Raw genomic sequence first — 23568 nt, 5'->3', positions numbered from 1 at the left:
CGGTCAGTCAGCGGTCAGGCCGAGCGCCTCCGGCAGGTCGAGCCGGCGCACCTTGCCCGTCGAGGTGCGGGGCAGGTCGTCGAGTCGGTGGACGCTCTTCGGCCGCTTGGCCGCGCCGAGACGCTCGCGGGCCCACCGGGTGAGCTCCGCCGGATCGGCGGTGCCGACGTAGGCGGCCACCACGCGCTGACCCCACTCCTCGTCGGGCACGCCGAACACCGCGCTCTCGGCCACCGCGGGATGCGCGTCCAGCACCGCCTCCACCTCGGCCGGGTAGACGTTCACCCCGCCGGAGATGACCAGGTCCTCCCGCCGGCCGTCCAGCCACACCGTTCCGTCGTCGTCCACCCGGCCCAGGTCGCCGACGGTGACCTGGTCGCCCCGCCAGGCGGCCGCGGTCTTCTCCGGCGCACGCCAGTACTCGAACCGCGCCCAGCGGGGCACCGCGCACCAGAGCTGTCCGCGCTCGTCGGTCGTGAGCCTCCGGCCGGGCCGTGCCCGGCCCACGCTGCCCGGGTGCGCGAGCCAGTGCTCGGGCGAGCAGACGGTGAACTGCGCCTCGGTCGAGCCGTAGAACTCCCACACGCTGCCCGCGGGCGCCGCCGCGAGGACGGCCCGCTTGAGCGGTGCGGGGCAGGGCGCGCCGGCGTGCACCAGCCGCCGGAACGAGGACCAGTCGACCTGCTCGCGCAGCAGACGCTGCAGGTGCGTGGGCACGCAGAAGGTGGTCGTGGGGCGCTGCGTCGTGATGACCTCTGCCGCGCGCGCCGCGTCGAAGGGCCCGGGGAGCAGCACCTCACCGCCGGCGAGCAGCGTGTGGACGGCGAAGCGCAGCGGGGCGCTGTGGTGCAGCGGCGACAGGACGAGGTGCCGGTCGTCCGGGACGAACTCCCAGAGGTCGATCTCCTCCCGCGCCAGCGATCCCGCGTCGTCCTCGGCCAGCACCCCCGACCAGACGCCCTTGCGACGGCCCGTCGTCCCGGAGGTGTAGTGCATCGGCCGGGCGAGCGGGACGTCGGCCAGGTCGGCCTGCTCGTCGCCGAGCAGGCGCTCCGGTGCGCTGCCGACGTCCATGGCGGGCGCGGCGTCCCCGGCCAGGACGGCCCGTTCGGCGGCCGGCAGGGCCGGGTCGAGGACGACCGGTACGACGCCGGTGCGCAGCGCGCCGAGCACGGCGGCCAGCAGGGCCGGGGAGGCCGTCGCCGACACGAGCAGCCGGTCGCCGGCGCCGAGGCCCGCGGCGGCGAGCGATGCCGCCGCCCGCCGCTGGTCGCGCTCGCTGTCGCGCGGGCGCACCACCCGAGCCGTCATGCCAGGCGCACCGCCCCGTCGGGCGCGTCCTCGATCCGCCCCTCGGCCCGGAGCTTGGCCAGGGTCGCCCGGGTGGACTGCTCGGCCGCCGGCCACAACCGGCGCGGCACCTCGGCGTAGACGGTGGCGACCAGGGCGTCGACGGTGGCCGGGCCGTCGGCGAGCGCGGTGAGCAGCTGCTGCTCGCGGTAGGCGCGGTGGGCCAGGTAGAAGGCGATAACCGCACCCGGGTCCTCGGTGAGCTCGGGCCCGTGGCCGCAGTAGAGCGCGCTCGGCCCGAGGTCGTGCACCCGGCGCAGCGACTCCAGGTAGGCCACCACGTCGCCCTCGGGGTGGGTGACCACCGACGTCCCGCGGCCCAGGACGTGGTCGCCGACGAGGAGGGCTCCGGACTCCAGCCGGAAGGCCAGGTGGTCGGCGGTGTGCCCGGGTGTCGGGACGACGCCGATCGTGGTGCCGGCCAGCGCGAGCCGGTCCCCGTCGGAGAGGACCCGCCCGCGGGGCCCGGCGACCGCGGAGGTGGCGGCCGCGACCGGGGCCTCGAAGTACCCGCCCCACGGCAGCGCCGCCTCCGCGTGGTCGCCGTGGTGGTGGGTGACAAGCACCGCCACGCACCGGGCGTCCCGGGCGCTCAGCGCTGCTTCCACCGCCGCGAGGTGCGCGGGGTCGTCCGGACCGGGGTCGACGACCACCGCCTGGCCACTGCCGGGGGCGCCGACGAGGTACGTGTTGGTGCCGTCGAGCGTCATCCCCGACGGATTGGGCGCGAGCACCCGGGTCACGAGCGGCTCGAGATCGGCCGTACGGGGCATCGTCCCCGGAGCGGGCAGACCCCAGCCCAGGCGCGGGTCGACGGGCACGTCCACGTCGCGCACGGTAGCCGCGAGCCTGCACGCGGGCCCGTCCGGCCGCTAGCCTCCGCTCCATGCGCCGAACCCTCACCGCCTGCCGCGACGGACTCGCCGTGGCCGCGGCCGCCGCCCTGCTCACCGCCTGTGGCGGCTCCGGGAACGACACCGCGTCGTCCGAGACCACCAGCGAGACCACGTCCAGCGCGGCGGAGACGACCGCCGAGGCCGCCGACTCCGGCTTCTGCGCCGACGCGGCCTCCATCCAGGAGCGCGTCACCTCGACGTTCGACGCGCAGTCCGACCCCTCAACTCTGCCGCAGGCGCTGCAGCAGGCCGCCCAGGCCGTGCGCGACGTCGAGCCACCGGCGGAGATCGCCGAGGACTGGGAGGCGCTGGCAGGGGGCATCGACCAGATCGCCACGGCGATCTCGAACGTCGACTTCAGCGATCCGAACGCGGCCACCACCTTCCAGCAGGAGATCGCCCCCTTGCAGCAGGAGCTCGCCGGGGCATCGGCGAACGTCGCGGCCTACCTCCGCGACGAGTGCGGGATCGACGTCGACAGCGGCGAGTCGGCGGCCCCGACCAGCTGAGCAGAAGCGGCCCGCCACTCATCCCCGAAGTGGCGGGCCGCTGCTCTGTCCGGGTGCGCGGCTCAGCCGCCGCAGCCCCCGATGTACACGCCCCGGTTGTTCAGCCACGGCACCGGGTTGATCTGGTTGCCGTACATGACGCCGCCCGGATGCACCTCGAAGTGCAGGTGCGGCCCGGTCGACTGACCGCGGTTGCCGACCTCGGCGATCTGCTCGCCGGCGGCGACGCGCTCGCCGGCCGAGACGAAGTAGCGGTTGACGTGGCCGTACACGGTCACGTAGCCGTCGTCGCCGAGGATGTAGACGGCCAGGCCGAAGCCGGTGGCCGGGCCGGCACGCTTCACGATGCCCGAGGTGGCGGCGTAGATCGGGGTGCCCACCGGGGCGGCGATGTCGACGCCACCGTGCAGCGCGCCCCACCGGAGGCCGAAGCAGCTGGAGACCCGGCCGGAGGTCGGCTTGGCGTAGGACCCCGAGATCACCGGTCCGCCCCCGCCGCCGTCCCCGCCGCCGCCGCCGCCGCCGCCGGAGCTGACGTTGTCCCTCCTCGCGGCCGCGGCGGCTGCGGCGGCCGCCTCGGCCGCCCGCTGCGCCGCCGCTGCCGCGGCGGCCTCCTCGGCCTGCTTCTGCGCGACCCACTGGTCGTAGGCGTTGCGCGCCCCCTGCAGCTCCAGCAGCTTGATCTGCGCCGCCTGCAGCTGGCGGTCGTAGTCCGCCTTCTGCGCGGCCACCTGCTCGTAGGCGCTCTGCTGGGCGGCGAGCTGGGCGTCGGCGCGCTGCTTGGCCGCCTGCGCCGCATCCTCGGCGGCGGCCATCTCGTCCCGAGCCTTGCGCGCGGAGGAGTCGGCGTTGGCCTGGGCCACCTTCGCGATCTCGAGCTGGTCCAGGACGTCGACCTCGTTGGCGGCCACGTAGTCCAGCAGGGCCGCGCGCTGGATCAGCTCCCCCGGGCCGTCGGCGTCGAAGAGCGCCGCCGAGCCGCCAGCGAGCCGTTGTTGATGTAGCTGTCGCGCGAGAACGTGGCGATCCGGGCCTGCGCGGCCTCGACGGCAGCGCCTGCCTCCGCCAGCTCCGCGGCGGTCTGCTCGGCGACGGCCTGCGCGTTGAGCAGTGCCTCCTCAGCGATCAGGTAGGCGGTGCCCGCCGCCTCGGCCTGGATGCCGACGCGCTCGAGCTCGGCCTCCGAGGCCGCGACCAGCGCGGCGATGCGCCCGACCTCGGCGGCGGCGGCGTCCTGTGCCGAGCGGGCGGCCCCGAGCTGGCCGTCGGTGGGATTGGGCGGAGGGGCAGGGACGGCGGACGCAGGCACGGCGGAGGCCAGCACCACGGCGCCGGCGACGACACCGATCAGCGCGACCCGCAGGCGTCTGGTCGCCGGTCCGGACGGACGGCGCTGGAACATTGCTCGCTCCCTGGGGAAGAGGGTGGGCGGGAAAGCTCCGGAAGGTTCGCACCGTCACCAGTAGTCACAAAGGCAACACGCGGCTCATCCGACACGCCTCGATCAATTCGCGAGGTCAGCGTTCGCTCACGCAGAGACATGTCGACACGGGCGTGGACGTCCCTGAGCCGCCCTCCCTCGGAGGGGTGAGTCAGCCTGCCCCGGGGCGCTGCAGTTCGTGGGCCAGCTGGTCGAGCTCCGCACCACCTGCCATCAGGCGGGTCAGCTCGTCCAGCGCGACCTCGTTCTTCGCGAAGTCGCCGAGGCTGCGGCCCCGGTTGAGCAGCAGGAAGCGGTCCCCCACCGGATAGGCGTGGTGCGGGTTGTGGGTGATCAGCACGACGCCGACGCCCCGGTCGCGGGCCTGGGCGACGTAGCGCAGCACGACCCCCGCCTGCTTGACGCCGAGTGCCGACGTCGGCTCGTCGAGGATGAGCACCCGCGCGCCGAAGTGGACGGCGCGGGCGATGGCGACCGACTGCCGCTCGCCGCCGGAGAGGGTGCCGACCGGCTGGTCGGGATCGCGGATGTCGATGCCCATCGCGGCCAGCTCCCGGCGCGTGGTCTCCTTCGCCCGCGCCGCGTCGAAGCGGCGGAAGGGCCCCCGGCCCTTCGTCGGCTCGGCGCCGAGGAAGAAGTTCCGCCAGACCGCCATGAGCGGGATCATCGCGAGGTCCTGGTAGACGGTCGCGATGCCGGCGTCCAGCGCCTCCCGCGGGGCGCCGAACTCGACGGGCCGCCCGTCGAGCAGCACCTGCCCGCGGTCGGGGCGGTGCACGCCCGCCAGGATCTTGATCAGCGTCGACTTGCCGGCGCCGTTGTCGCCGAGCACGCAGGTCACCTCGCCGGCCCGCACGGTGGTCGTGATGCCGTCGAGGGCGATGACCTGGCCGTAGTCCTTGCCGACGTCCTCGAGCGTGAGGAGTGGCGCGCTCATCGTCGTGCCGCCTCGGCGTAGCGGCGGACCAGCCGGTTGGCCAGCACCGCGAGCAGCAGCATCGCGCCCAGGAAGAAGTAGAACCAGTCGGCCTCCCAGCGCAGGTACGGGATGCCGAGCTGCGTCATGCCGAAGATCAACGCGCCCAGCGAGGCGCCGACCGCCGAGCCGAAGCCACCGGTGAGCAGGCACCCGCCGATGACCGCCGCGACGATGTAGATCAGCTCCTGCCCGATGCCGGTGTTCGCCTGCACGGAGGTCAGCCGCACGGCCAGCGTCGTCCCGACGAACCACGCCGCGGTCGCCGTGGTCATGAACAGCGCGATCGTCGTCCGCCGGGCCGGGACGCCGACGTTGCGGGCGGCGACGTCGTCGCCGCCGGTGGCGAAGATCCAGTTGCCGAAGCGGGTGCGCAGCAGCACCCAGGTGGCCAGCGCCGTGAACAGCACCCACCACAGCACGGCGATCCGGAACTCCGCCCCGGCGATGCTCACCTTGGAGGCGAAGACCCACTCGGCGGCACCGAAGCCCGGCGCCTGGCCGATGCCGGCGACGCTCACCGTGCCCGTGAACAGCTTGGTGAGGCCGAGGTTGAGGCCCTGGAGCATCAGGAAGGTGCCCAGCGTGATGATGAAGCTGGGCAGCCCGGTGCGGGTGACCAGCCAGCCGTTGACGAAGCCGATCACGAGCGCGACGACCAGTGCGGCGGCGATCGCGACCCAGATGTTCTGCCGGAACTCCACGGCGACCACGGCGACGGTGAGCGCGGTCGTCCCGGTCATCACGCCGGCGGACAGGTCGAAGTGTCCGCCGATCATCAGCAGCGCGACGGCGACCGCCATGATGCCGAGCGTCGAGGCCGGGTCCATCCAGTTCGCGACGCCCCGAGCCGACCGGAAGGCCTGGGACTGGACGGCGAAGAACGCGAAGACGACGACGGCGCCGATCAGCGCACCCAGCTCGGGCTTCACGAGCAGCCGGCGCAGCACCCCCGTCGCGGCCAGCCGCTCGTCGGCCCGGCGCTGCGCCGGGTCACCGGCGCCGGGTCGCGCCGCCCGCACGTCCCCGCGGGTGCTCAGCGCGTGCCGGCCGAGGCCAGGTCGGCGATCTCGTCGACGTTGTCGGCGTCGACGATGCCCGGTCCCGTCAGGACCGGCTGGCCACCGCCGACGGTGTTGAGGTTCTCCGCGTACAGCTTGAGCATCACGATCGGCAGGTATCCCTGTTCGTACTGCTGCTGGTCGACCGCGAAGGCGATGTCGCCGTCCTGGATGCCGGAGATGACGTCGGAGTTCAGGTCGAACGTCGCGACCAGCGCCTCCGACCCGGCGTCACCGGCCGCCGCCACCGCGACGGCGGCCACGGCGGAGTTCAGGGTGAGGACGGCGTCGATGCTCGGGTCGCTCTGCAGCTGCGAGGTGATCGTGGACTGCGCGCCCTGCAGGTCGTTGATGTCGACCTGCACGGCCCTGACGTCGCTGCCCAGCCCCTCGGAGGCGCCCGAGCAGCGCTGCTCGAGCCCGATGTTGCCCGCCTCGTGGAGCACGCAGAGCACGTTGCCCGCTCCGGCGGTGGCCAGCTCCCGCCCGGCCCCCAGACCGGCGATCGTCTCGTCCTGGCCGACGTGCCCGATGGCGCCGAACTCGGCGGAGCGGTCGCCGCCGGAGTTGATCGTCACGACCGGGATGCCGGCCTCGACAGCCGCCTCGATGGAGTCCTGCAGCGCGTCGGGGTTGGCCATGGAGACGACGATGCCGTCGACGTCCTGGTTGACCGCGGCGTCGATGAGCTGCGCCTGGCGCTGCGGGTCGCCGTCGCTCTGGTAGTCCACCTCGATGCCGAGCTCCTCGCCCGCCGCCACGGCACCGTTCTGGACGACGTCCCAGAAGGCGTCGCCGGCCGACCCGTGGGTGATCACCGCGAAGCTGAGGTCCTGGGTGTCGCCGCCGGTGTCCGACCCGGCGTCCCTCTCGTCGCTGCTGTCGGTGGTGCAGGACGCCAGGAGCAGCGGCGCGGCTAGGACGAGCGCGAGCAGTCGCCGGGGTGCGGGCATGGGTGTCCTCCTGTGCTCGCGGGGGCACCGTCGCCGCCGCCGTGTGTCGCCCCAGGATTCTGCCCGTTAGCGGGCCCGGGCGCGGTCGTGACCCACCCCGGTCCCGCCGTCCGGGGGACACCTGTGACGGAGATCTACGCTTCGGGGCGTGGAAATCATGAGCCAGGGTCACGAACAGGTCGTCTTCTGCAGCGATCCCGAGTCGGGGCTGCGGGCCGTCATCGCGATCCACTCGACGGCCCTGGGCCCGGGCCTCGGTGGCACGCGGTTCTACCCCTACGCCACCGAGGAGGCCGCGGTCGCCGACGCCCTCCGGCTGTCCAAGGCCATGTCGTACAAGAACAGCCTCGCCGGGCTCGACCTGGGCGGCGGCAAGGCCGTGATCATCGGCGATCCGGACACCGACAAGACCGAAGCGCTGCTGCGCGCCTACGGCCGGTTCGTGGAGTCGCTCGGCGGTCGGTACCTCACCGCGTGCGACGTCGGCACGTACAACGCCGACCTCGACGTGGTGGGGCGGGAGACCCGCTACGCGCACGGCCGCTCGGAGGCCTACGGCGGCTGCGGCGACTCGTCGGTGCTCACCGCCTACGGCGTCTTCCTCGGCATGCAGGCCGCCGCCCAGCACTGCTGGGGCACGCGGTCGCTGGCCGGCCGCACCGTCGCCGTGGCCGGGGCCGGCAAGGTCGGTTCGCACCTGGTCGGCCACCTGGTCGAGGACGGCGCGCACGTGCTGGTCACCGACGTCGCACCCGCGGCCGTCGAGCGACTGCGGGCGCGGTATCCGCAGGTCGAGGCGGTGGAGGACACCGCGACGCTGGTCCGGACGGCGCACGACGTCTACTCCCCCAACGCCCTCGGCGGCGCGCTGGACCCGGACACGGTCGCGGCGCTGCCCTCGCGGATCGTCTGCGGTGGAGCCAACAACCAGCTGGCCACCCCGGAGGTCGCCGAGCAGCTGCGGGCCCGCGGGATCCTCTACGCCCCCGACTACCTGGTGAACGCCGGTGGCGTCATCCAGGTCGAGGACGAGCGACACGGATTCTCGTTCGCGCGCGCCCAGGCCAAGGCCAGCGGCATCTTCGACGTCGCGCTGCGCGTCTTCCGGGCCGCGGACGACGAGGGCGTCTCCCCCGCGGTGGCCGCCGACCGGCTGGCCGAGGAGCGCATGCGGTCGGTCGGCCGGCTGGCCACGATCCGCCTGCCCCGGTGACGCGTTCCTCCCGCGAGGGAGGGACGTGTGCCCGACGCCGATCCGTGTCGTAAGGTTGTCCGAGACATAGTCACTCAGTCGGGGTCGCCACGCGGGCCGCAACAGCCGCTGGCTGGGCCTCCGCACTCCGTAACGAGGGGGTCGAGCCGATGGGGCGCGGCCGAGCGAAGGCCAAGCAGACACGCGTGGCCCGTGAGCTCAAGTACAGCTCACCCAACACCGACCTCTCCGCGCTGCAGCGGGAGCTGGCTGGTTCCACGCCGTCCTACAGCGCCCCTCCGGCGCCGTCGGACGACGACGAGGACGAGGACGACGAGTACGCCGACCGCTGGGCGGACGACGACGCGGACGACGACTGGGCCGCCAGCCCTCGCTGAGGAACGGTTCGACCGACACCGCCGCCCTCCGGGGTGGCGGTGTCGTCGCGTCCCCGCCAACCCCGCTTTCTGTACCGAAAGCTGAGCCGTCGGCGGCCGCTTCCGGTACAGAAAGCGCGGATCAGCGGTAGGTGCCCACCAGGCGGGCGGCGGCGTCGCCGGTTCGCGGCTGGACGCTGCCCGCGATCCAGGCGGGCACGCCGGCGGCAGTGAGCTGCGCGACGGCGGCGTCCGCGCCGTCGTGCGCGACGGCGGCAACCATCCCGACGCCGCAGTTGAACGCGCGTTCGGACTCCTCGCGCGGCACGCCGTGCTCCTCGAGCAGCCGCACGGCCCCGGGCAGGGCCCAGGTGCTGCGGTCCAGCACGGCCTCGAGCCCGTCGGGGACGACGCGGGCCGTGTTGCCGGCCAGCCCGCCGCCGGTGATGTGCGCGAAGGCGTGCACGGTGTCGACGCCCAGCGCCTCGACGAGCGCCAGGCAGTCGCGGGCGTAGATGCGCGTGGGCTCGAGCAGTTCCTCCCCGAGCGTCCGGTCCAGGCCGGCCGGCGTGCCGTGCAAGTCCAGCCCCGCGGCCGCGACCACGCGGCGCACGAGCGAGTAGCCGTTGGAGTGGAAGCCCGACGACGCCATGGCGATCACCGCGTCGCCCTCGACCACCCGCTCCGGCCCCAGGACCGCATCGGCCTCGACCACGCCGACCGCCGTGGCGGCCAGGTCGTACTCGTCGGCGTCCATGAGGTCGCCGTGCTCGGCGGTCTCTCCGCCGACCAGGGCGGCGCCGGCCAGCGTGCACCCCGCGGCGATGCCGGTGACGATCGCGGCGATCCGCTCGGGGACGACCTTGCCGCAGGCCACGTAGTCCTGGAGGAACAGCGGCTCGGCGCCGCAGGCGACCAGGTCGTCGACGACCATGGCGACCAGGTCGATGCCGACGGTGTCGTGCCGGTCCAGTTGCCGGGCCAGCGCGATCTTGGTGCCGACGCCGTCCGTGGAGGAGGCCAGCAGGGGCCGGCGGTACTTCTGCACGTCGAGGGCGAACAGTCCGGCGAACCCGCCGAGCCCGCCGACCACCTCGGGCCGGTTGGTCCGCTCGACCGCGGCCTTCATCAGCGTGACCGCGCGCTCTCCCGCGTCGATGTCGACGCCGGAGGCCGCGTAGGTGAACTCCTGCGAGCTCACGGTCGGGACAGCGCGTCCTCGGCACCGCCGGGCACCGTGGCGCTCCCGGCCTGGCGCCCGGTCCAGCCGCTGACCGCCCGCTGGTCCTCGAGCACCGGGAGCGGCAGCTGGCCGCGGCCCTCGAGGACGTACTTGCCCAGCACCTCGGACTCGCCGAGGGAGATCGGGTACCTGCCGGTGAAGCAGGCGGTGCAGAGCCGGCTGGCGGGCTGCTCGGTCGCCGCGATCAGGCCCTGCTCGGAGACGTAGCCGAGGGAGTCGGCGTTGATCGACGCGCGCACCCCGTCGATCTCGAGTCCGTTGGCGATCAGCTCGGCCCGGCTGGCGAAGTCGATGCCGTAGAAGCACGGCCACTTCACCGGCGGCGAGGCGATCCGGACGTGCACCTCGACGGCTCCGGCCTCGCGCAGCATGCGGATCAGCGCCCGCTGGGTGTTGCCGCGGACGATCGAGTCGTCGACGACGACCAGCCGCTTGCCGCGGATGACGTCGCGCAGCGGGTTCAGCTTCAGCCGGATGCCCAGCTGCCGGATGGTCTGGCTCGGCTGGATGAACGTGCGGCCGACGTAGGAGTTCTTGACCAGACCGAGGCCGTACGGGATTCCGGAGGCCTCCGCGTAGCCGACGGCGGCCGGCGTGCCGGACTCGGGCACCGGGATGACCAGGTCGGCCTCGACGGGGTGCTCCTTCGCCAGCCGGCGGCCGATCTCGACGCGGGCGGCGTGCACGCCGCGGCCGCCGATCGTGGTGTCCGGGCGGGCCAGGTAGACGTACTCGAAGACGCAGCCCTTGGGCTCGGCAGCAGCGAAGTGCTGGCTGCGCAGCCCGTTCTCGTCGATGGCGATCAGCTCGCCCGGCTCGACCTCGCGGACGACGGAGGCGCCCACGATGTCCAGGGCCGCCGTCTCGCTGGCGACCACCCATCCGCGCTCCAGCCGGCCGAGCACCAGCGGGCGGACACCCTGGGGGTCACGCGCGGCGTAGAGCGTGTTCTCGTCCATGAACGTGAAGCTGAACGCGCCGCGCAGCTGCGGCAGCACCTCCATCGAGGCGGCCTCCACGGACATGTCGGAGCGCGCCGCGATCAGCGAGGTGACCAAGTCGGAGTCGGTGGTGGCGGTGAACACGCCGTCCACGCCGGCGTCGGCTGCCATCACGGCGAGGTCGGCGGTGTTGACCAGGTTGCCGTTGTGGCAGAGCGCCAGGCCGGTGCCGGCGTCGGTGGTCCGGAACGTGGGCTGGGCGTTCTCCCAGGTCGAGGCGCCGGTCGTGGAGTACCGGGTGTGGCCCACGGCGAGGTGACCGCGCAGGCTGCCGAGGGTGGCCTCGTCGAAGACCTGGCTGACCAGCCCGAGATCCTTGTAGACGACGACCGAGGAGCCGTCGGACACGGCGATGCCGGCCGCTTCCTGACCCCGGTGCTGGAGGGCGTACAGACCGAAATAGGTCAGCTTGGCGACCTCTTCGCCCGGCGCCCAGACACCGAAGACGCCACAGGCGTCCTGCGGGCCGGGAGCTTGGGGGTCGAGGTCGTGCGTCAGCCGTCCATCACCGCGAGGCACCCGTCGAGCGTACCGGCCCGGGCGGCGACCCCGGGGTGGGACGCATCACCCGCCGCGCACGTCCGGCACCCGGGGAACCGGGCCGCCGTCCGGCTCGTTCCACCTGGGCACGTCCTGGCCACTGGAGGAGCGCGCATGGCGAGCGACCGGCCCGAACCGAACGACTTCCTCGTGATGGCCCAGCGCATGCTGCGGGAGCTGCTGGGCGATCAACGCGGCGATGAGGAGCCCTGGGCGGAGGCGACACGGCGGGCACGGGAGCGGCACCGGGAGCCCAGCCCCGAGGAGCGGCGGGAGAACCTCACGTTCGCCCTGGCCACGCGCGCGGTCGAGGCACTCGAGGACCTGGCGCTGAACGTGGCGGCGATCCGCCAGCGCCTCGAGCGCACCGACGCCGAGAAGCGCCGTCCGGCCGAGGACGACGCGACGGACTGATCAGCCGACGTTGCCCAGCTCGGCGCCGATGGTCGTGTCGTCGCCGTGCCCGGTCTTCACCACCGTGTCGCCGTGCAGCGTGAACAGCTCCGACCGGATCGAGTGCTCGATCGTCGGGCGGTCGCTGAACGAGCGGCCGGTGGCGCCCGGGCCGCCATTGAACAGCGTGTCACCGGTGAAGACGGTGGCCAGGTCGGGCGCGTGCAGGCAGACGCTGCCCGGTGAATGGCCCGGCGTGTGCAGGGTGACCAGCTCGACGCCGGCGACGCGGAACCGGGCGGCCGACGTCAGCTCGCGGTCCGGCTCCGCCTCCGGGTGGACGACGTCCCACAGCATCCGGTCCATCGGGTGGAACCAGATCGGCGCCCCGACCGCGGCTCGGAGGTCGACGGCCGCGGTGATGTGGTCGTTGTGCCCGTGGGTGAGCACGATCGCGGTCACGTCCCGGCCGCCGACGGCCTCCACGATCGGGGCGGCGTCGTGCGGCGCGTCGATGACGAGCACCTCGTCGTCGTCCCCCACCAGCCAGACGTTGTTCTCGACGTCGAAGTCCTGACCGTCGAGGCTGAACACCCCGGGGACGACGACCCGCTCGATGCGGGCGGTCACTTCAGGACCACCACGGACCGCAGGACGTCACCGGCGTGCATCTTGTCGAAGGCCTGCTCGACGTCCTCCAGCCCGATGGTCTCGCTCACGAACGCGTCGAGGTCGAAGCGGCCCTGCAGGTACAGGTCGATCAGCATCGGGAAGTCGCGGCTGGGCAGGCAGTCGCCGTACCAGGAGGACTTGATCGCGCCGCCGCGGCCGAAGATCTCGATGGCGGGCAGGGTGATGTCCATGCCGGGGGTGGGGACGCCGACCATCACGACGCGGCCGGCGAGGTCGCGGGCGTAGAACGCCTGCTCGAAGACCTTCGGGTGCCCGACGGCGTCGATCGCGACGTCGACGCCGAAACCACCGGTCAGGCCCTTGATCGCCTCGACCGGGTCGGTCCCGCGCGAGTTCACCGTGTGGGTGGCGCCCATGCCCGTCGCCCACTCGAGCTTCCTGTCCGAGATGTCGACGGCGATGATCGTGGTCGCGCCGGCCAGCTTCGCGCCGGCGATCGCGGCGTCACCGACACCGCCGCAGCCGAAGACGGCGACGCTCTCGCCCCGCCGCACCCCGCCGGTGTTGATGGCTGCGCCGACGCCGGCCATCACGCCGCAGCCGAGCAGTCCGGCCGCCGTCGGAGGCGCCTTGGGGTCGACCTTCGTGCACTGGCCGGAGTGGACCAGCGTCTTCTCCACGAACGCCCCGATGCCCAGTGCCGGGGACAGCTCGGTGCCGTCGGTCAGCGTCATCTTCTGCGCCGCGTTGTGGGTGGCGAAGCAGTACTGCAGCTCCCCCTTGAGGCAGGCCCGGCACTGGCCGCACACCGCGCGCCAGTTGAGGACGACGTAGTCGCCCACCGCCACGTTGGTCACGCCCGCGCCGACGGCGGAGACGACGCCGGCCGCCTCGTGCCCGAGGAGGAAGGGGAAGTCGTCGTTGATGCCGCCCTCCCGGTAGTGGAGGTCGGTGTGGCACACCCCGCACGCCTGGACGTCGACGACCGCCTCACCCGGTCCGGGGTCCGGTACGACGATCGTCTCGATGCTGACCGGAGCGCCCTTGCCGCGGGCGACGACGCCCCTCACCTCGTAGACCATGCAACGAGCCTAGGGCGGTCACGCCCGCGTCTCGATCCGGGCTTCGCCAGGCGGATCCCGGCACGGGGTCGTAGCGTCCCGTCCGGTCGCCGTTGCACGTCGGGGCGCGACCGAGTTGTGTCCGACCGGTCGTCCGAACCCCCCACCGGAGGTCGTCCTCGTGGCAGTACCGAGCTTCCTGGCCCGTGAGCGCATCGTCGCCCGGCCTGGGTTCAACCGCTGGCTGATCCCGCCGGCCGCCCTCGCCGTCCACCTGTGCATCGGTCAGGCCTACGCCACGAGCGTCTACAAGGTGGCGCTGGTCGAGCACTTCGACACCAGCCTCACCGCGATCGGGATCATCTTCTCGATCGCCATCGTGATGCTCGGCCTGTCGGCGGCCCTGTTCGGCACGTGGGTGGACCGCAACGGTCCTCGCGCGGCGATGTTCACCTCCGCCGTCTTCTGGGTCTCGGGCTTCCTCATCGGCTCGCTCGGCATCGCCACCGAGCAGCTGTGGCTCCTGTACTTCGGCTACGGGGTCCTGGGCGGCATCGGCCTCGGCATCGGCTACATCTCGCCGGTCTCCACGCTGATCAAGTGGTTCCCCGACCGCCCGGGTCTGGCGACGGGCATGGCGATCATGGGCTTCGGTGGCGGCGCGCTGATCGCCTCGCCGCTGTCCCGTCAGCTGATGAGCTTCTACGACCCGTCCTACGTGCCCACCGACACGGCGTCGGTGGCCAGCGGTGACGCCGTCGCGAAGCTGTTCCTGACCCTGGGCCTGGTCTACCTGCTGTTCATGATGTTCGGCGCCTTCCTGGTGCGGGTGCCCGCGGCGGACTGGAAGCCGGAGGGTTTCGACCCGGCGTCGGTGAAGAAGAAGGCGCTCGTGACCACGGAGAACGTGTCGGCGAACAACGCGATCCGGACGCCGCAGTTCTGGCTGCTGTGGACGGTTCTCTTCTGCAACGTCACGGCCGGGATCGGCATCCTCGAGCAGGCCGCCCCGATGATCCAGGACTTCTTCCGAACCGGGGACGGGTCCCTGGTCGCGGCCTCGGCGGCGGCGGGCTTCGTCGGCGTGCTGTCGCTGTTCAACATGGCCGGGCGGTTCGTCTGGTCCTCGACGTCGGACTACCTCGGCCGCAAGCCGATCTACATGGTCTACCTCGGCGTCGGCATCGTCCTGTACCTCGTCCTGGCCATCCTGGGGAGCACCGCCACCTGGATCTTCGTGCTCACCGCGGCCGTCATCATCAGCTTCTACGGCGGCGGGTTCGCGACGATCCCGGCGTACCTGCGCGACCTGTTCGGCACCTACCAGGTCGGCGCCATCCACGGCCGGCTGCTGACGGCCTGGGCCGCGGCGGGCGTGGCCGGCCCCCTGATCATCAACGGCGTGCTGGATGCGCGGGGGACGCCCGGTCAGCTCGTGGCCGGTGACTACCGGCCCGCCCTGTTCATCATGGTCGGCCTGCTCGCCGTCGGCTTCGTCGCGAACCTGCTGGTGAAGCCGGTGGCGGACAAGTGGCACGAACCGAAGAAGGCCGTCGAGGACTTCACCCACGAGCACCACACCCCGGAACGGAGTGCCGCCCGATGAGCTCGGCCCTGTCGACGAACGACCAGCAACGGAGCACCCACACCCCGGCGGCGCTCATCGGCTTCGCCTGGACGCTGGTGGGCGTGCCGCTGGCCTACGGCCTCTTCCAGACCGTCAGGACGGCTCTCAAGCTGTTCACCGGCTGACTCCGAGCTTTCGGTACAGAAAGCTCCGTCGGCGGGCTCAGCTTTCGGTACCGAAAGCTCGGAGGGGGCGCAGGGGAAGGTAGGCACCGAGGTCGGCGCGGTTGCCGCTGGCGCTGACCTTCCCGTCGGCCACCGCCTGCGCCCAGCTCAGCTGACCGGTGGCCAGCCGCAGCCAGGTCGCCGCGTCGGTCTCGACCACGTTCGGCGGCGTGCCCCGGGTGTGCCGCGGGCCCTCGACGCACTGGACGGCGACGTGCGGCGGCACCCGCAGCTCGACCGACCGGCCCGGCACCTGCTGGGCCAGCCACCGCGTGCTGGTCTTCACCGCCGCGCCGACCGTCCGCCGGTCCGGCTGCTCCTCCTCCCCCGCGAGCCACGGGCGCACCGGGTCGACGGCCGCCCGGAGCTCGTCCGCGGGGATCGGCGGAGGCATCAGGACGTCGGGACGGTGCCCGCCGGGACGGTCAGCGGCGTGCTGTGCTCCGGCCCGCCGAACAGCGCCGGCAGGGTGGCGGTCCACGCGGCCCGCAGCTCGGCGAGCGGTAGCTCGAGGAGGCCGTCCACGGTGAGGGAGTCGCCACCCGTCGTCCCCAGCTCGGTGACGGAGACGCCGGCCCACTGGGCCGTCGCCTTGACCGCACCCGGGTCGGTGGTGGTGACGACCGCGCGGCCGGCCGACTCGCTGAACAGCGCGGTGAAGGGATCGTTCCCGAGCTGCAGCCGCGCACCGGTGCCGTGACGCAGCGCCGACTCGGCGAGGGTCTGCGCCAGGCCGCCGTCGGCGACGTCGTGCGCGGTGGAGACGAGCCCCTCGCGGCTGAGCGCACCGAGCAGCTCGGCCAGCGCCTTCTCGGCTTCCAGGTCGACCGCCGGAGGGCGACCGCCGAGATGGCCGTGCACGACGCTCGCCCAGGCGGAACCGCCGAACTCGGGCTCCGTGTCACCGAGCAGCAGCACGGTCTCGCCGTCCTCGCGCCAGCCGGAGGTCACCCGCGTGCGGACGTCGTCGTGCACACCGAGCACGCCGATGACCGGCGTCGGGTTGATCGCGACGTCGCCGGTCTGGTTGTAGAGGCTGACGTTGCCACCGGTGACCGGCAGGCCGAGCTCACGGCAGCCGTCGGCGAGGCCGCGGACGGCCTGCGCGAACTGCCACATGACCTCGGGCTCCTCCGGCGAGCCGAAGTTGAGGCAGTTGGTGACGGCGAGCGGCTTGGCGCCGGACACCGCGACGTTGCGGTACGCCTCGGCGAGGTTCAGCTTGGCGCCGGTGTAGGGGTCGAGGCGGGCGAAGCGCGCGTTGCCGTCGAGGGACAGCGCGATGCCGCGGTGGCTGTCCTCGTCGATGCGGACGACGCCGGCGTCCTCGGGCTGGGCCAGCACGGTGTTGCCGCGGACGTAGCGGTCGTACTGCTCGGTGACCCAGGTCTTGTCCGCGCCGTCCGGGCTGGCGACGACCGCGAGCCAGTGCGCCTGGAGCTCGGCGCCGTTCTGCGGCCGGGGCAGGCGTGCGGCGTCGTCGGCCTGCAGGTCGTCGAGGTCGGCGGGGCGGCGCATCGGCCGCTCGTAGACCGGCCCCTCGTGGGCGACGGTCCGCGGCGGGACGTCGACGATCCGCTGGCCGTGCCAGTCGACGGTCAGCCGGTCGCCGTCGGTGACCTCACCGATGACGGTGGCCAGCACGTCCCACCTGCGGCAGACGGCGAGGAACTTCTCCACCTTGTCCGGCTCGACGATCGCGCACATGCGCTCCTGCGACTCGCTCATCAGGATCTCGGCGGGCGTCAGGGTGCTGTCGCGCAGCGGGACGGCGTCGAGGTCGACGTGCATGCCGCCGGTGCCGGCGCTGGCCAGCTCCGACGTGGCGCAGGACAGCCCGGCGCCGCCGAGGTCCTGGATGCCGGTGACGAGGTCCTGGGCGAAGATCTCGAGGCACGCCTCGATGAGCAGCTTCTCGGTGAACGGGTCACCGACCTGCACGGCGGGCCGCTTGGCCGGTCCCTCGGCGTCGAAGGTCTCCGACGCCAGCACAGAGACGCCGCCGATGCCGTCGCCGCCGGTGCGGGCGCCGAAGAGGATCACCTTGTTGCCGACGCCCTCCGCCTTGGCCAGGCGCACGTCCTCGTGCCTCATGACGCCGACGCACAGTGCGTTGACCAGCGGGTTGCCCGCGTAGCAGTCGTCGAACAGCAGCTCGCCGCCGATGTTGGGCAGGCCCAGGCAGTTGCCGTAGCCGCCGACGCCGGCGACCACGCCGGGAAGGACGCGGGCGGTGTCGGGGGCGTCGGCGCGACCGAAGCGGAGCGAGTCCATCACCGCGATCGGGCGCGCACCCATGGTCAGGATGTCGCGGACGATGCCGCCGACACCGGTGGCCGCGCCCTGGTAGGGCTCGACGTAGCTCGGGTGGTTGTGGCTCTCGACCTTGAAGGTGACCGCGTAGCCCTCGCCCACGTCGACGACGCCGGCGTTCTCGCCGATGCCGACGAGCAGGGCCTCGCTCCGGGGCAGGTCAGCGAACTGGCGCAGGTGCACCTTCGAGCTCTTGTAGGAGCAGTGCTCGCTCCACATGACGCTGTACATCGCGAGCTCCGCCGTGGTGGGGCGGCGGCCGAGGATGTCCTTGATCCGGAAGTACTCGTCGGACTTCAGGCCCAGCTCCGCGTAGGGCTGCGCGTCGTCCGGGGACGTCGCGGCCAGCTCGACGGTGTCGAGACTCATGCGTTCACGACCGCCTTCAGGACGCTGGTGAAGAAGCCGAGGCCGTCGGTGCTAGGGCCGGTGAGGTCCTCGACCGCGTGCTCGGGGTGCGGCATGAGACCGACCACCCGGCCGTTCTCACTGGTCACTCCGGCGATGTCGCGGGAGCTCCCGTTGGGGTTGCCGTCGGCGTAGCGGAAGACCACCCGCCCCTCGCCCTCGAGCCGGTCGAGGTCGGCGTCGGACCCGACGTAGCGGCCCTCGCCGTTCTTGACGGGGATGACGATCCGCTGGCCCTCGGCGTAGTCGCTGGTCCAGGCGGTGTCGGCCCGCTCGACGACCAGCACCTGGTCGCGGTTGCGGAAGTGCAGGTGGCTGTTGCGGGTCAGGGCGCCCGGCAGGAGGCCTGCCTCGCAGAGCACCTGGAAGCCGTTGCAGATGCCGAGGACAGGGAGGCCGGTCTTCGCCGCGCCGACCACGTCCTGCATCAGCGGCGACCGGGCCGCGATGGCCCCGGCCCGCAGGTAGTCGCCGTACGAGAAGCCACCCGGCAGGACGATCGCGTCGACGTCCCTGAGGTCGTGGTCGGCGTGCCAGAGGCTGACCGGCTCGCCCCCGGCGAGGCGCACCGCGCGGGCGGCGTCGACGTCGTCCAGGGAGCCCGGGAAGGTGATGACACCGATGCGCACTATGACTCTTCTCCGGGGATCTCAGTCGGCGGGGAGGTGGAGTTCCACGTCCTCGATGACGGGATTGGCGAGCAGGGTCTCGGCGATCTGCTTCAGCTCGGCCTCGTCGGGCGTGCCCTCGACGTCGAGGACGAAGTGCTTGCCCTGGCGCACGCTGGTCACGCTGTCGTGGCCGAGCCGGCCGAGCGCGCCGAGCACCGCCTGACCCTGAGGGTCGGAGATCTCCGGCTTGAGGACGACGTCGACGACCACCCGTGCCACAGCAGCGAGGGTACCTGGGCCGGATCCGCCCCCCGCGAGATCTGCACACTGGCGGTCACCAGCGGTTGATGGCCGCCACTTCGCAGAACTCATCCACCAAGAGCCCGGAGAATCGCGGCGACGACATCGAGCGGTCGTCCCAGCACATCCGCACCGCTGAACCTCAGGACAGTCCAGCCGGCCGCCACGAGCGCGTTCTGCCTGCGGAGGTCGCGCACGAACACGTCCCCATCACGGTGGATCGCCCCGTCGAACTCGACGAGCAGCTTGGCTCGGGGCCATGCGAGATCCGCGCGGAACGTTCCCTCCGCTGTCCTGATCACGTACTGCAGCTCGGGTGCAGGTACACCGGCTTCGTGCAGGAGCCAGCGGAGCACGGACTCCATCGGCGATTCGGCCCGCGGGTCGGCGATGGGCAGGACCTCGCGTGCACGCGCCGAACCACGCCCGGACGGTCGCAGGTCGAGTTGCGCCCGCACGTCGGAGGCGGAGCACCAGCGGGCGAGGAGCTGATCGGTCACGGCGAGGAGGGCCGCCGGGACGAGCGTGGCGGCGAGGTCCCGCCACGTCCGTTGCGGCGTCGTCAGCCGGAACCCCGACCGTTCGACGACCTCCGACGCGGCCAGTGGGCTCCGGTGGATGCTCCGGTCGGCGCGGCTGCGCAGTGCTGACCCGGTCGCGACCGTGAGATGGACACGGATGTCCTCCTTCTGCAGCGGGATCGCCAAGCCCCACACCGCCGCCGCGGTGACGTGGCTGATGACGGCCTCCCCCGGCGCCGTGAGCAGTACCGCAGAGATACGCGTGGGCAGATCGTGGAGGAGCGACCGAGGTAGGTAGGTGTCCCGGGAGAGCCGGACGACGTCAGGATGTCGGAGCTGCGAGGCGGAGATCCCTGCGGCGGCGGCAGCGGAGCGAGTAGCCGGGCCGGTCAGCCGGGAGCGAACGGGGCGAGGCGGCACCGACGCAGCTTGCAGGCGCCGGCACGTCGCTCGCCGACGTCGTCCACAGCCTCGCACGAGTTGTGCGAAGTGGTGACCATCCGGGCCTGATGGCCGCCGGTGTGCAGATCTGGCGCGCTAGTGGAGCAGCCGCAGGACCTGCTCGGGGGCCTCCCAGTGGGCGTTGTGGCCGGCGCCGTCGACGACGACCGCGCCAGGGTCGACGCGGCGCATGGCGTCGATGCCCACCATCGCGTCACCGCTGCCGGCGGCGAGCCGGAGCGGCGCCGCGCTGCGGGACAGGATCGTCTCCACCGACGGGCCGACGGCGCCGAAGGCCCGCGGGTCGAAGGCGGCCATCCAGCCCCGGTCCGCCCGCCGGACACCGGCCCGCGCCACCGGATCCGACGGGTCCACCAACCCGCCGAGTCCGGCCAGCTTCAGGTGCCGGTCGGCGGCCTCCGCCGGAGTCGCGAAGACCTGGGCGGGACGGACCGACATCGCCTGGGTCCGGGCCACCTCGTCGACCGTCCAGTCGATCTTGACGCCCAGTGCCACCACCCGCTCGACCTGGACGCCGAACAGGCCGCTGCCGAGCACGGCCCCGACGACGCCCCCGAAGGAGTGCCCGAGCACGGTCACCCGCGAGGCACCCAGCTCGGTCACCAGCGCGGCCATGTCGCCGGCGTGCGTGCCGTAGCCGTACGGCGCTTCGGCCACCGAGAGGCCGTGTCCGCGCAGATCAGGTGCGGCCCACCGTCCGGGCCACGACTGGTCCGCCAGCGGCAGCAGCCGCCGCCACACGGCCGCGGTCGCGCCCAGGCCGTGCAGAACCAGGAGCAGCGAGTCGCCCTCGCCGCCGGTGAAGTAGGCGATGCCGCCGCGGGTCCGCCTCATGTCAGGCGAACGTCTGCCCGGTCAGCTGCTCGAACGCGGTGACGTAGCGCTCGCGGGTGGCCGCGACCACGTCGTCCGGCAGCTCCGGCGGCGGCGAGACGCGGTCCCACCCGGACGACGTCAGCCAGTCGCGGACGAACTGCTTGTCGTACGACGGCTGCACCGCGCCGGGCGACCAGGTGGCGGCCGGCCAGAAGCGCGACGAGTCGGGCGTGAGCACCTCGTCGCCGAGGACCAGCGAGTCCCCCGCCAGGCCGAACTCGAACTTCGTGTCGGCCAGGATGATGCCGGCGCCCAGTGCGATCTCGGCCGCCCGCGAGTACAGGGCCAGGGTCAGCTCGCGCAGCTGTTCGGCCCGCCGGGCGCCGACGGCCGCCACGACGGCGGAGAAGTCGATCGCCTCGTCGTGCTCCCCCACCGCGGCCTTGGTCGACGGCGTGAACACCGGCGCCGGCAGCCGCGAGCCCTCGACCAGGCCGGCGGGCAGGGCGACGTCCCGGATGGAGCCGGTCCTCGAGTACTCGACCGTCCCCGACCCGGACAGGTAGCCGCGCGCCACGCACTCGACGGGCAGCATCTCCAGCCGGCGCACGAGCATGCCGCGGCCGGCCACCTCCTCCGGCACGTCGTCCGCGCTGACCAGGTGGTGCGACGCCCCGAACGAGTCGAGCACCGGTGCGAGCTGGCCGAACCACCAGACCGACAGCTGGGTGAGCACCCTGCCCTTGTCCGGGATCGGGGTGGGCAGGACGTGGTCGTAGGCCGAGATCCGGTCCGAGGCGACCAGGAGCAGCCGGTCGGGAGCGGCCGGGGAGGAGGCGTCGTAGATCTCCCGCACCTTGCCCCGGGCGACGAGCGGCAGGTCGATCACGACAGCTTGGCCAGCCGGTCGAACAGCGGACCCAGGTTGGCCACGTACTGCTCCGGCCGGCAGATCTCGTCCAGCCGCGCCTCGTCCAGCTGCACGTCCGAGGAGGCTGCCCGGGCTCGCAGTGTCTCGCGGAAGGGCACACCCGAGTTCCACGTCTCCATCGCCGCCGACTGCACCAGCGAGTAGGCGTCCTCGCGGGACAGCCCGCCCTCGACCAGCTCCAGCAGCACCGACGAGGTGTAGATCAGCCCGCCCGTGGACTCCAGGTTCGCTCGCATCCGGTCCACGTCGACGACCAGGTTCTCGACCAGGCCGGCGGTCAGGTCCAGCAGGTAGTCGGTGGTGATCGCCGCGTCGGGCAGGAAGACCCGCTCGGTCGACGAGTGCGAGATGTCGCGCTCGTGCCAGAGCGGGATGCCCTCCATCACCGGCACGATCGCCGCCCGGACGACCCGCGCCAGCCCGGCGATCCGCTCGGAGCGGATGGGGTTCTTCTTGTGCGGCATCGCGCTCGAGCCCTTCTGGCCCGACCCGAACGCCTCGGACAGCTCGCGCACCTCGGTGCGCTGGCCGTGCCGCACCTCCAGCGCGATCGCCTCGCACACGGTCGCGATGATCGCCAGCGCCGACACCCACTCGCTGATCGAGTCGCGCAGCACCACCTGCGTCGAGGCGTCGGCGGGCCGCAGTCCGAGCGCGTCGGCCACGTGCGCCTCGACCGACGGGTCGATGAGCGAGTAGGTGCCGACCGCGCCGGAGATCGCGACGACGCCGACGCGGGCCCGCGCCTCGCGCAGCCGGTCCCGGGAGCGTGCGGCGGCGAAGGCCAGGTCGGCCACGCGGTGCCCCCACACGTCCGGCTCGGCGTGCACACCGTGCGTGCGGCCCACCTTGATGGTGTCCCGGTGTGCCAGGCCGTGGTCGCGCAGCGCGGCGACCAGCCGGTCGGCCTTGGCCAGCAGGACGTCGGTGGCGTCGGTGAGCTGGACGGCGAGGGCGGTGTCCAGCAGGTCGGACGACGTCATGCCGTGGTGCACGAACGCGGCGGCCGACCGCGGCGACGTGTTGTCCGCCCATGCGGTGAGGAAGGCGATGACGTCGTGCTGCGTCGTCTCCTCGATCTCGGCGACCCGCTCCGGCGTCGGCGGCGGGGCGTTGCGCACCGGCTCCACCACGTCGGCCGGGACCCGCCCGGCGGCCGCGTGCGCCTCGAGGACCAGGGTCTCGACCCTGCACCAGAGCTCGTACTTGTGCTGGTCGCTCCAGACCCGGCCCATCTCGGGGAGCGTGTAGCGCTCGATCATCGGGGTACCGCCCGCCACAGCTCAGCTCGTCGCACCACGAGGACATCCTCCCGCAGGGCTAACGTGATCATGGACGGCCCCTACAGGCGGCGGGAGGTGCGCAGTGCTCCGACGCGCACGTGACCTCGGCTCTCGGGCGCGTGCCCGCATCCGGGCCGCCCGCGAGCACGACCCCCACGGTTGGCACGGCGACCACGGGGATCCGCCGCCGATCGACTTCGTGCAGTCCCCGTACGACGACGACGAGACCGACGCGGCGGACGCCCAGGAACCACCCCTCGGCAGCCCGGTGGAGGGTGCACCGGACCTGGACACCGAGGGCGCCAGCGGCCCGCCGCCCCGCAGCACCCCGGAGGGCGGCCGGGTCCGGCGTCCGCCCCGGCCCACGCCTCGACGCAGTCACGCGGAGGACGACGTCCCGTTCGGCCTGCGGACGGCGGCGGCGTGGTCCTGGCGGCTGATCGTGGTGATCGCCGGCTTCTACGTGCTGCTGTACGCCGCCTCGCACGTCGCGGTGGTCGTCGTGC

The 23568-nt window shown here is 72.9% G+C and carries 25 protein-coding genes; 6 read left to right on the top strand and 19 right to left on the bottom strand.

What is annotated here, in order from left to right:
- Positions 1 to 3: 3 nt before the first annotated feature.
- Both MVA48_RS17975 and MVA48_RS17970 read right to left on the bottom strand, forming a co-directional pair.
- Entirely contained in the window at positions 4 to 1311 is a 1308-nt protein-coding gene (locus MVA48_RS17975) for a class I adenylate-forming enzyme family protein (RefSeq protein WP_246982203.1), read from the bottom strand.
- The gene (locus MVA48_RS17970) at positions 1308 to 2177 is read right to left on the bottom strand and encodes an MBL fold metallo-hydrolase (RefSeq protein ID WP_246982202.1); all 870 of its coding nucleotides are present in this window, start codon (positions 2175 to 2177) and stop codon (positions 1308 to 1310) included. Before MVA48_RS17970 ends, MVA48_RS17975 begins: the two co-directional genes overlap by 4 nt.
- Positions 2178 to 2236: 59 nt before the next feature.
- Here MVA48_RS17970 and MVA48_RS17965 point away from each other — a divergent pair, with 59 nt between their 5' ends.
- Positions 2237 to 2755 (top strand): hypothetical protein, encoded by a 519-nt coding sequence (locus tag MVA48_RS17965; RefSeq protein ID WP_246982201.1) that lies wholly within the window; start codon positions 2237 to 2239, stop codon positions 2753 to 2755.
- 62 nt (positions 2756 to 2817) lie between these two features.
- Here MVA48_RS17965 and MVA48_RS17960 read toward each other — a convergent pair whose 3' ends face one another.
- From MVA48_RS17960 to MVA48_RS17940, 5 genes are all read right to left on the bottom strand, one after another.
- A complete protein-coding gene (locus MVA48_RS17960) occupies positions 2818 to 3666 on the bottom strand; it encodes a M23 family metallopeptidase (protein ID WP_246982200.1) in 849 nt (282 codons plus the stop codon).
- A gap of 26 nt (positions 3667 to 3692) precedes the next feature.
- Positions 3693 to 4157, bottom strand: a complete 465-nt coding sequence (locus tag MVA48_RS17955; protein WP_246982199.1) for a hypothetical protein — start codon at positions 4155 to 4157, stop codon at positions 3693 to 3695.
- Positions 4158 to 4347: 190 nt separating this feature from the next.
- Positions 4348 to 5133 carry an ATP-binding cassette domain-containing protein gene (locus tag MVA48_RS17950; RefSeq protein WP_246982198.1) on the bottom strand — a complete coding sequence of 262 codons (786 nt, stop codon included), beginning with the start codon at positions 5131 to 5133 and terminating at the stop codon, positions 4348 to 4350.
- The gene (locus MVA48_RS17945) at positions 5130 to 6194 is read right to left on the bottom strand and encodes an ABC transporter permease (protein WP_246982196.1); all 1065 of its coding nucleotides are present in this window, start codon (positions 6192 to 6194) and stop codon (positions 5130 to 5132) included. The genes MVA48_RS17950 and MVA48_RS17945 overlap by 4 nt, the downstream gene beginning before the upstream one ends.
- 14 nt (positions 6195 to 6208) lie before the next feature.
- A complete protein-coding gene (locus tag MVA48_RS17940) occupies positions 6209 to 7186 on the bottom strand; it encodes a sugar ABC transporter substrate-binding protein (RefSeq protein WP_246982194.1) in 978 nt (325 codons plus the stop codon).
- A gap of 157 nt (positions 7187 to 7343) precedes the next feature.
- Between MVA48_RS17940 and MVA48_RS17935 the strand changes: the two genes are divergently transcribed.
- Positions 7344 to 8399 (top strand): Glu/Leu/Phe/Val family dehydrogenase, encoded by a 1056-nt coding sequence (locus MVA48_RS17935; RefSeq protein WP_246989288.1) that lies wholly within the window; start codon positions 7344 to 7346, stop codon positions 8397 to 8399.
- Positions 8400 to 8548: 149 nt separating this feature from the next.
- Complete coding sequence (locus MVA48_RS17930) at positions 8549 to 8776, top strand: DUF3073 domain-containing protein (RefSeq protein ID WP_256461090.1); 228 nt, start codon at positions 8549 to 8551, stop codon at positions 8774 to 8776.
- A 121-nt stretch (positions 8777 to 8897) separates the two neighbouring features.
- Here the strand turns inward: MVA48_RS17930 and purM are convergent, their stop codons facing one another.
- Positions 8898 to 9956 (bottom strand): phosphoribosylformylglycinamidine cyclo-ligase, encoded by a 1059-nt coding sequence (purM, locus tag MVA48_RS17925; RefSeq protein ID WP_246982190.1) that lies wholly within the window; start codon positions 9954 to 9956, stop codon positions 8898 to 8900.
- A complete protein-coding gene (purF, locus tag MVA48_RS17920; RefSeq protein WP_246982188.1) occupies positions 9953 to 11518 on the bottom strand; it encodes an amidophosphoribosyltransferase in 1566 nt (521 codons plus the stop codon). The genes purM and purF overlap by 4 nt, the downstream gene beginning before the upstream one ends.
- Positions 11519 to 11653: 135 nt before the next feature.
- Between purF and MVA48_RS17915 the strand changes: the two genes are divergently transcribed.
- A complete protein-coding gene (locus tag MVA48_RS17915; RefSeq protein WP_246982186.1) occupies positions 11654 to 11953 on the top strand; it encodes a hypothetical protein in 300 nt (99 codons plus the stop codon).
- Here MVA48_RS17915 and MVA48_RS17910 read toward each other — a convergent pair whose 3' ends face one another.
- Entirely contained in the window at positions 11954 to 12562 is a 609-nt protein-coding gene (locus MVA48_RS17910; RefSeq protein ID WP_246982184.1) for an MBL fold metallo-hydrolase, read from the bottom strand.
- Positions 12559 to 13647 carry an S-(hydroxymethyl)mycothiol dehydrogenase gene (locus tag MVA48_RS17905; protein WP_246982182.1) on the bottom strand — a complete coding sequence of 363 codons (1089 nt, stop codon included), beginning with the start codon at positions 13645 to 13647 and terminating at the stop codon, positions 12559 to 12561. Before MVA48_RS17905 ends, MVA48_RS17910 begins: the two co-directional genes overlap by 4 nt.
- A gap of 160 nt (positions 13648 to 13807) precedes the next feature.
- On the opposite strand from MVA48_RS17905, the gene MVA48_RS17900 reads away from it, so the two are divergent.
- Entirely contained in the window at positions 13808 to 15232 is a 1425-nt protein-coding gene (locus MVA48_RS17900; RefSeq protein ID WP_246982180.1) for an OFA family MFS transporter, read from the top strand.
- Entirely contained in the window at positions 15229 to 15378 is a 150-nt protein-coding gene (locus MVA48_RS17895; RefSeq protein ID WP_246982177.1) for an MFS transporter small subunit, read from the top strand. Before MVA48_RS17900 ends, MVA48_RS17895 begins: the two co-directional genes overlap by 4 nt.
- A gap of 37 nt (positions 15379 to 15415) precedes the next feature.
- Here the strand turns inward: MVA48_RS17895 and MVA48_RS17890 are convergent, their stop codons facing one another.
- From MVA48_RS17890 to purB, 8 genes are all read right to left on the bottom strand, one after another.
- Positions 15416 to 15811: a sterol carrier family protein gene (locus MVA48_RS17890; RefSeq protein ID WP_246982175.1), complete on the bottom strand. Its 396-nt coding sequence runs from the start codon at positions 15809 to 15811 to the stop codon at positions 15416 to 15418.
- Positions 15811 to 18099 (bottom strand): phosphoribosylformylglycinamidine synthase subunit PurL, encoded by a 2289-nt coding sequence (gene purL, locus MVA48_RS17885; protein ID WP_246982173.1) that lies wholly within the window; start codon positions 18097 to 18099, stop codon positions 15811 to 15813. Before purL ends, MVA48_RS17890 begins: the two co-directional genes overlap by 1 nt.
- A complete protein-coding gene (gene purQ / locus MVA48_RS17880; protein WP_246982171.1) occupies positions 18096 to 18767 on the bottom strand; it encodes a phosphoribosylformylglycinamidine synthase subunit PurQ in 672 nt (223 codons plus the stop codon). The genes purL and purQ overlap by 4 nt, the downstream gene beginning before the upstream one ends.
- A 21-nt stretch (positions 18768 to 18788) precedes the next feature.
- Positions 18789 to 19028 carry a phosphoribosylformylglycinamidine synthase subunit PurS gene (gene purS, locus MVA48_RS17875; protein ID WP_246982170.1) on the bottom strand — a complete coding sequence of 80 codons (240 nt, stop codon included), beginning with the start codon at positions 19026 to 19028 and terminating at the stop codon, positions 18789 to 18791.
- Positions 19029 to 19117: 89 nt separating this feature from the next.
- Positions 19118 to 19756, bottom strand: a complete 639-nt coding sequence (locus MVA48_RS17870; protein ID WP_246982169.1) for an endonuclease domain-containing protein — start codon at positions 19754 to 19756, stop codon at positions 19118 to 19120.
- Positions 19757 to 20107: 351 nt separating this feature from the next.
- A complete protein-coding gene (locus MVA48_RS17865) occupies positions 20108 to 20866 on the bottom strand; it encodes an alpha/beta fold hydrolase (protein ID WP_246982168.1) in 759 nt (252 codons plus the stop codon).
- A 1-nt stretch (position 20867) separates the two neighbouring features.
- On the bottom strand, positions 20868 to 21737 hold the full coding sequence (locus MVA48_RS17860; RefSeq protein ID WP_246982167.1) for a phosphoribosylaminoimidazolesuccinocarboxamide synthase: 870 nt from the start codon (positions 21735 to 21737) through the stop codon (positions 20868 to 20870).
- Positions 21734 to 23059 carry an adenylosuccinate lyase gene (gene purB / locus MVA48_RS17855; RefSeq protein WP_246982166.1) on the bottom strand — a complete coding sequence of 442 codons (1326 nt, stop codon included), beginning with the start codon at positions 23057 to 23059 and terminating at the stop codon, positions 21734 to 21736. The genes MVA48_RS17860 and purB overlap by 4 nt, the downstream gene beginning before the upstream one ends.
- Positions 23060 to 23568 lie beyond the last annotated feature (509 nt).

Origin of the sequence: Blastococcus sp. PRF04-17 (assembly GCF_023016265.1) — a bacterium.
GTDB lineage: Bacteria > Actinomycetota > Actinomycetes > Mycobacteriales > Geodermatophilaceae > Blastococcus_B.
This window is presented reverse-complemented; position numbering and strand designations above follow the sequence as displayed.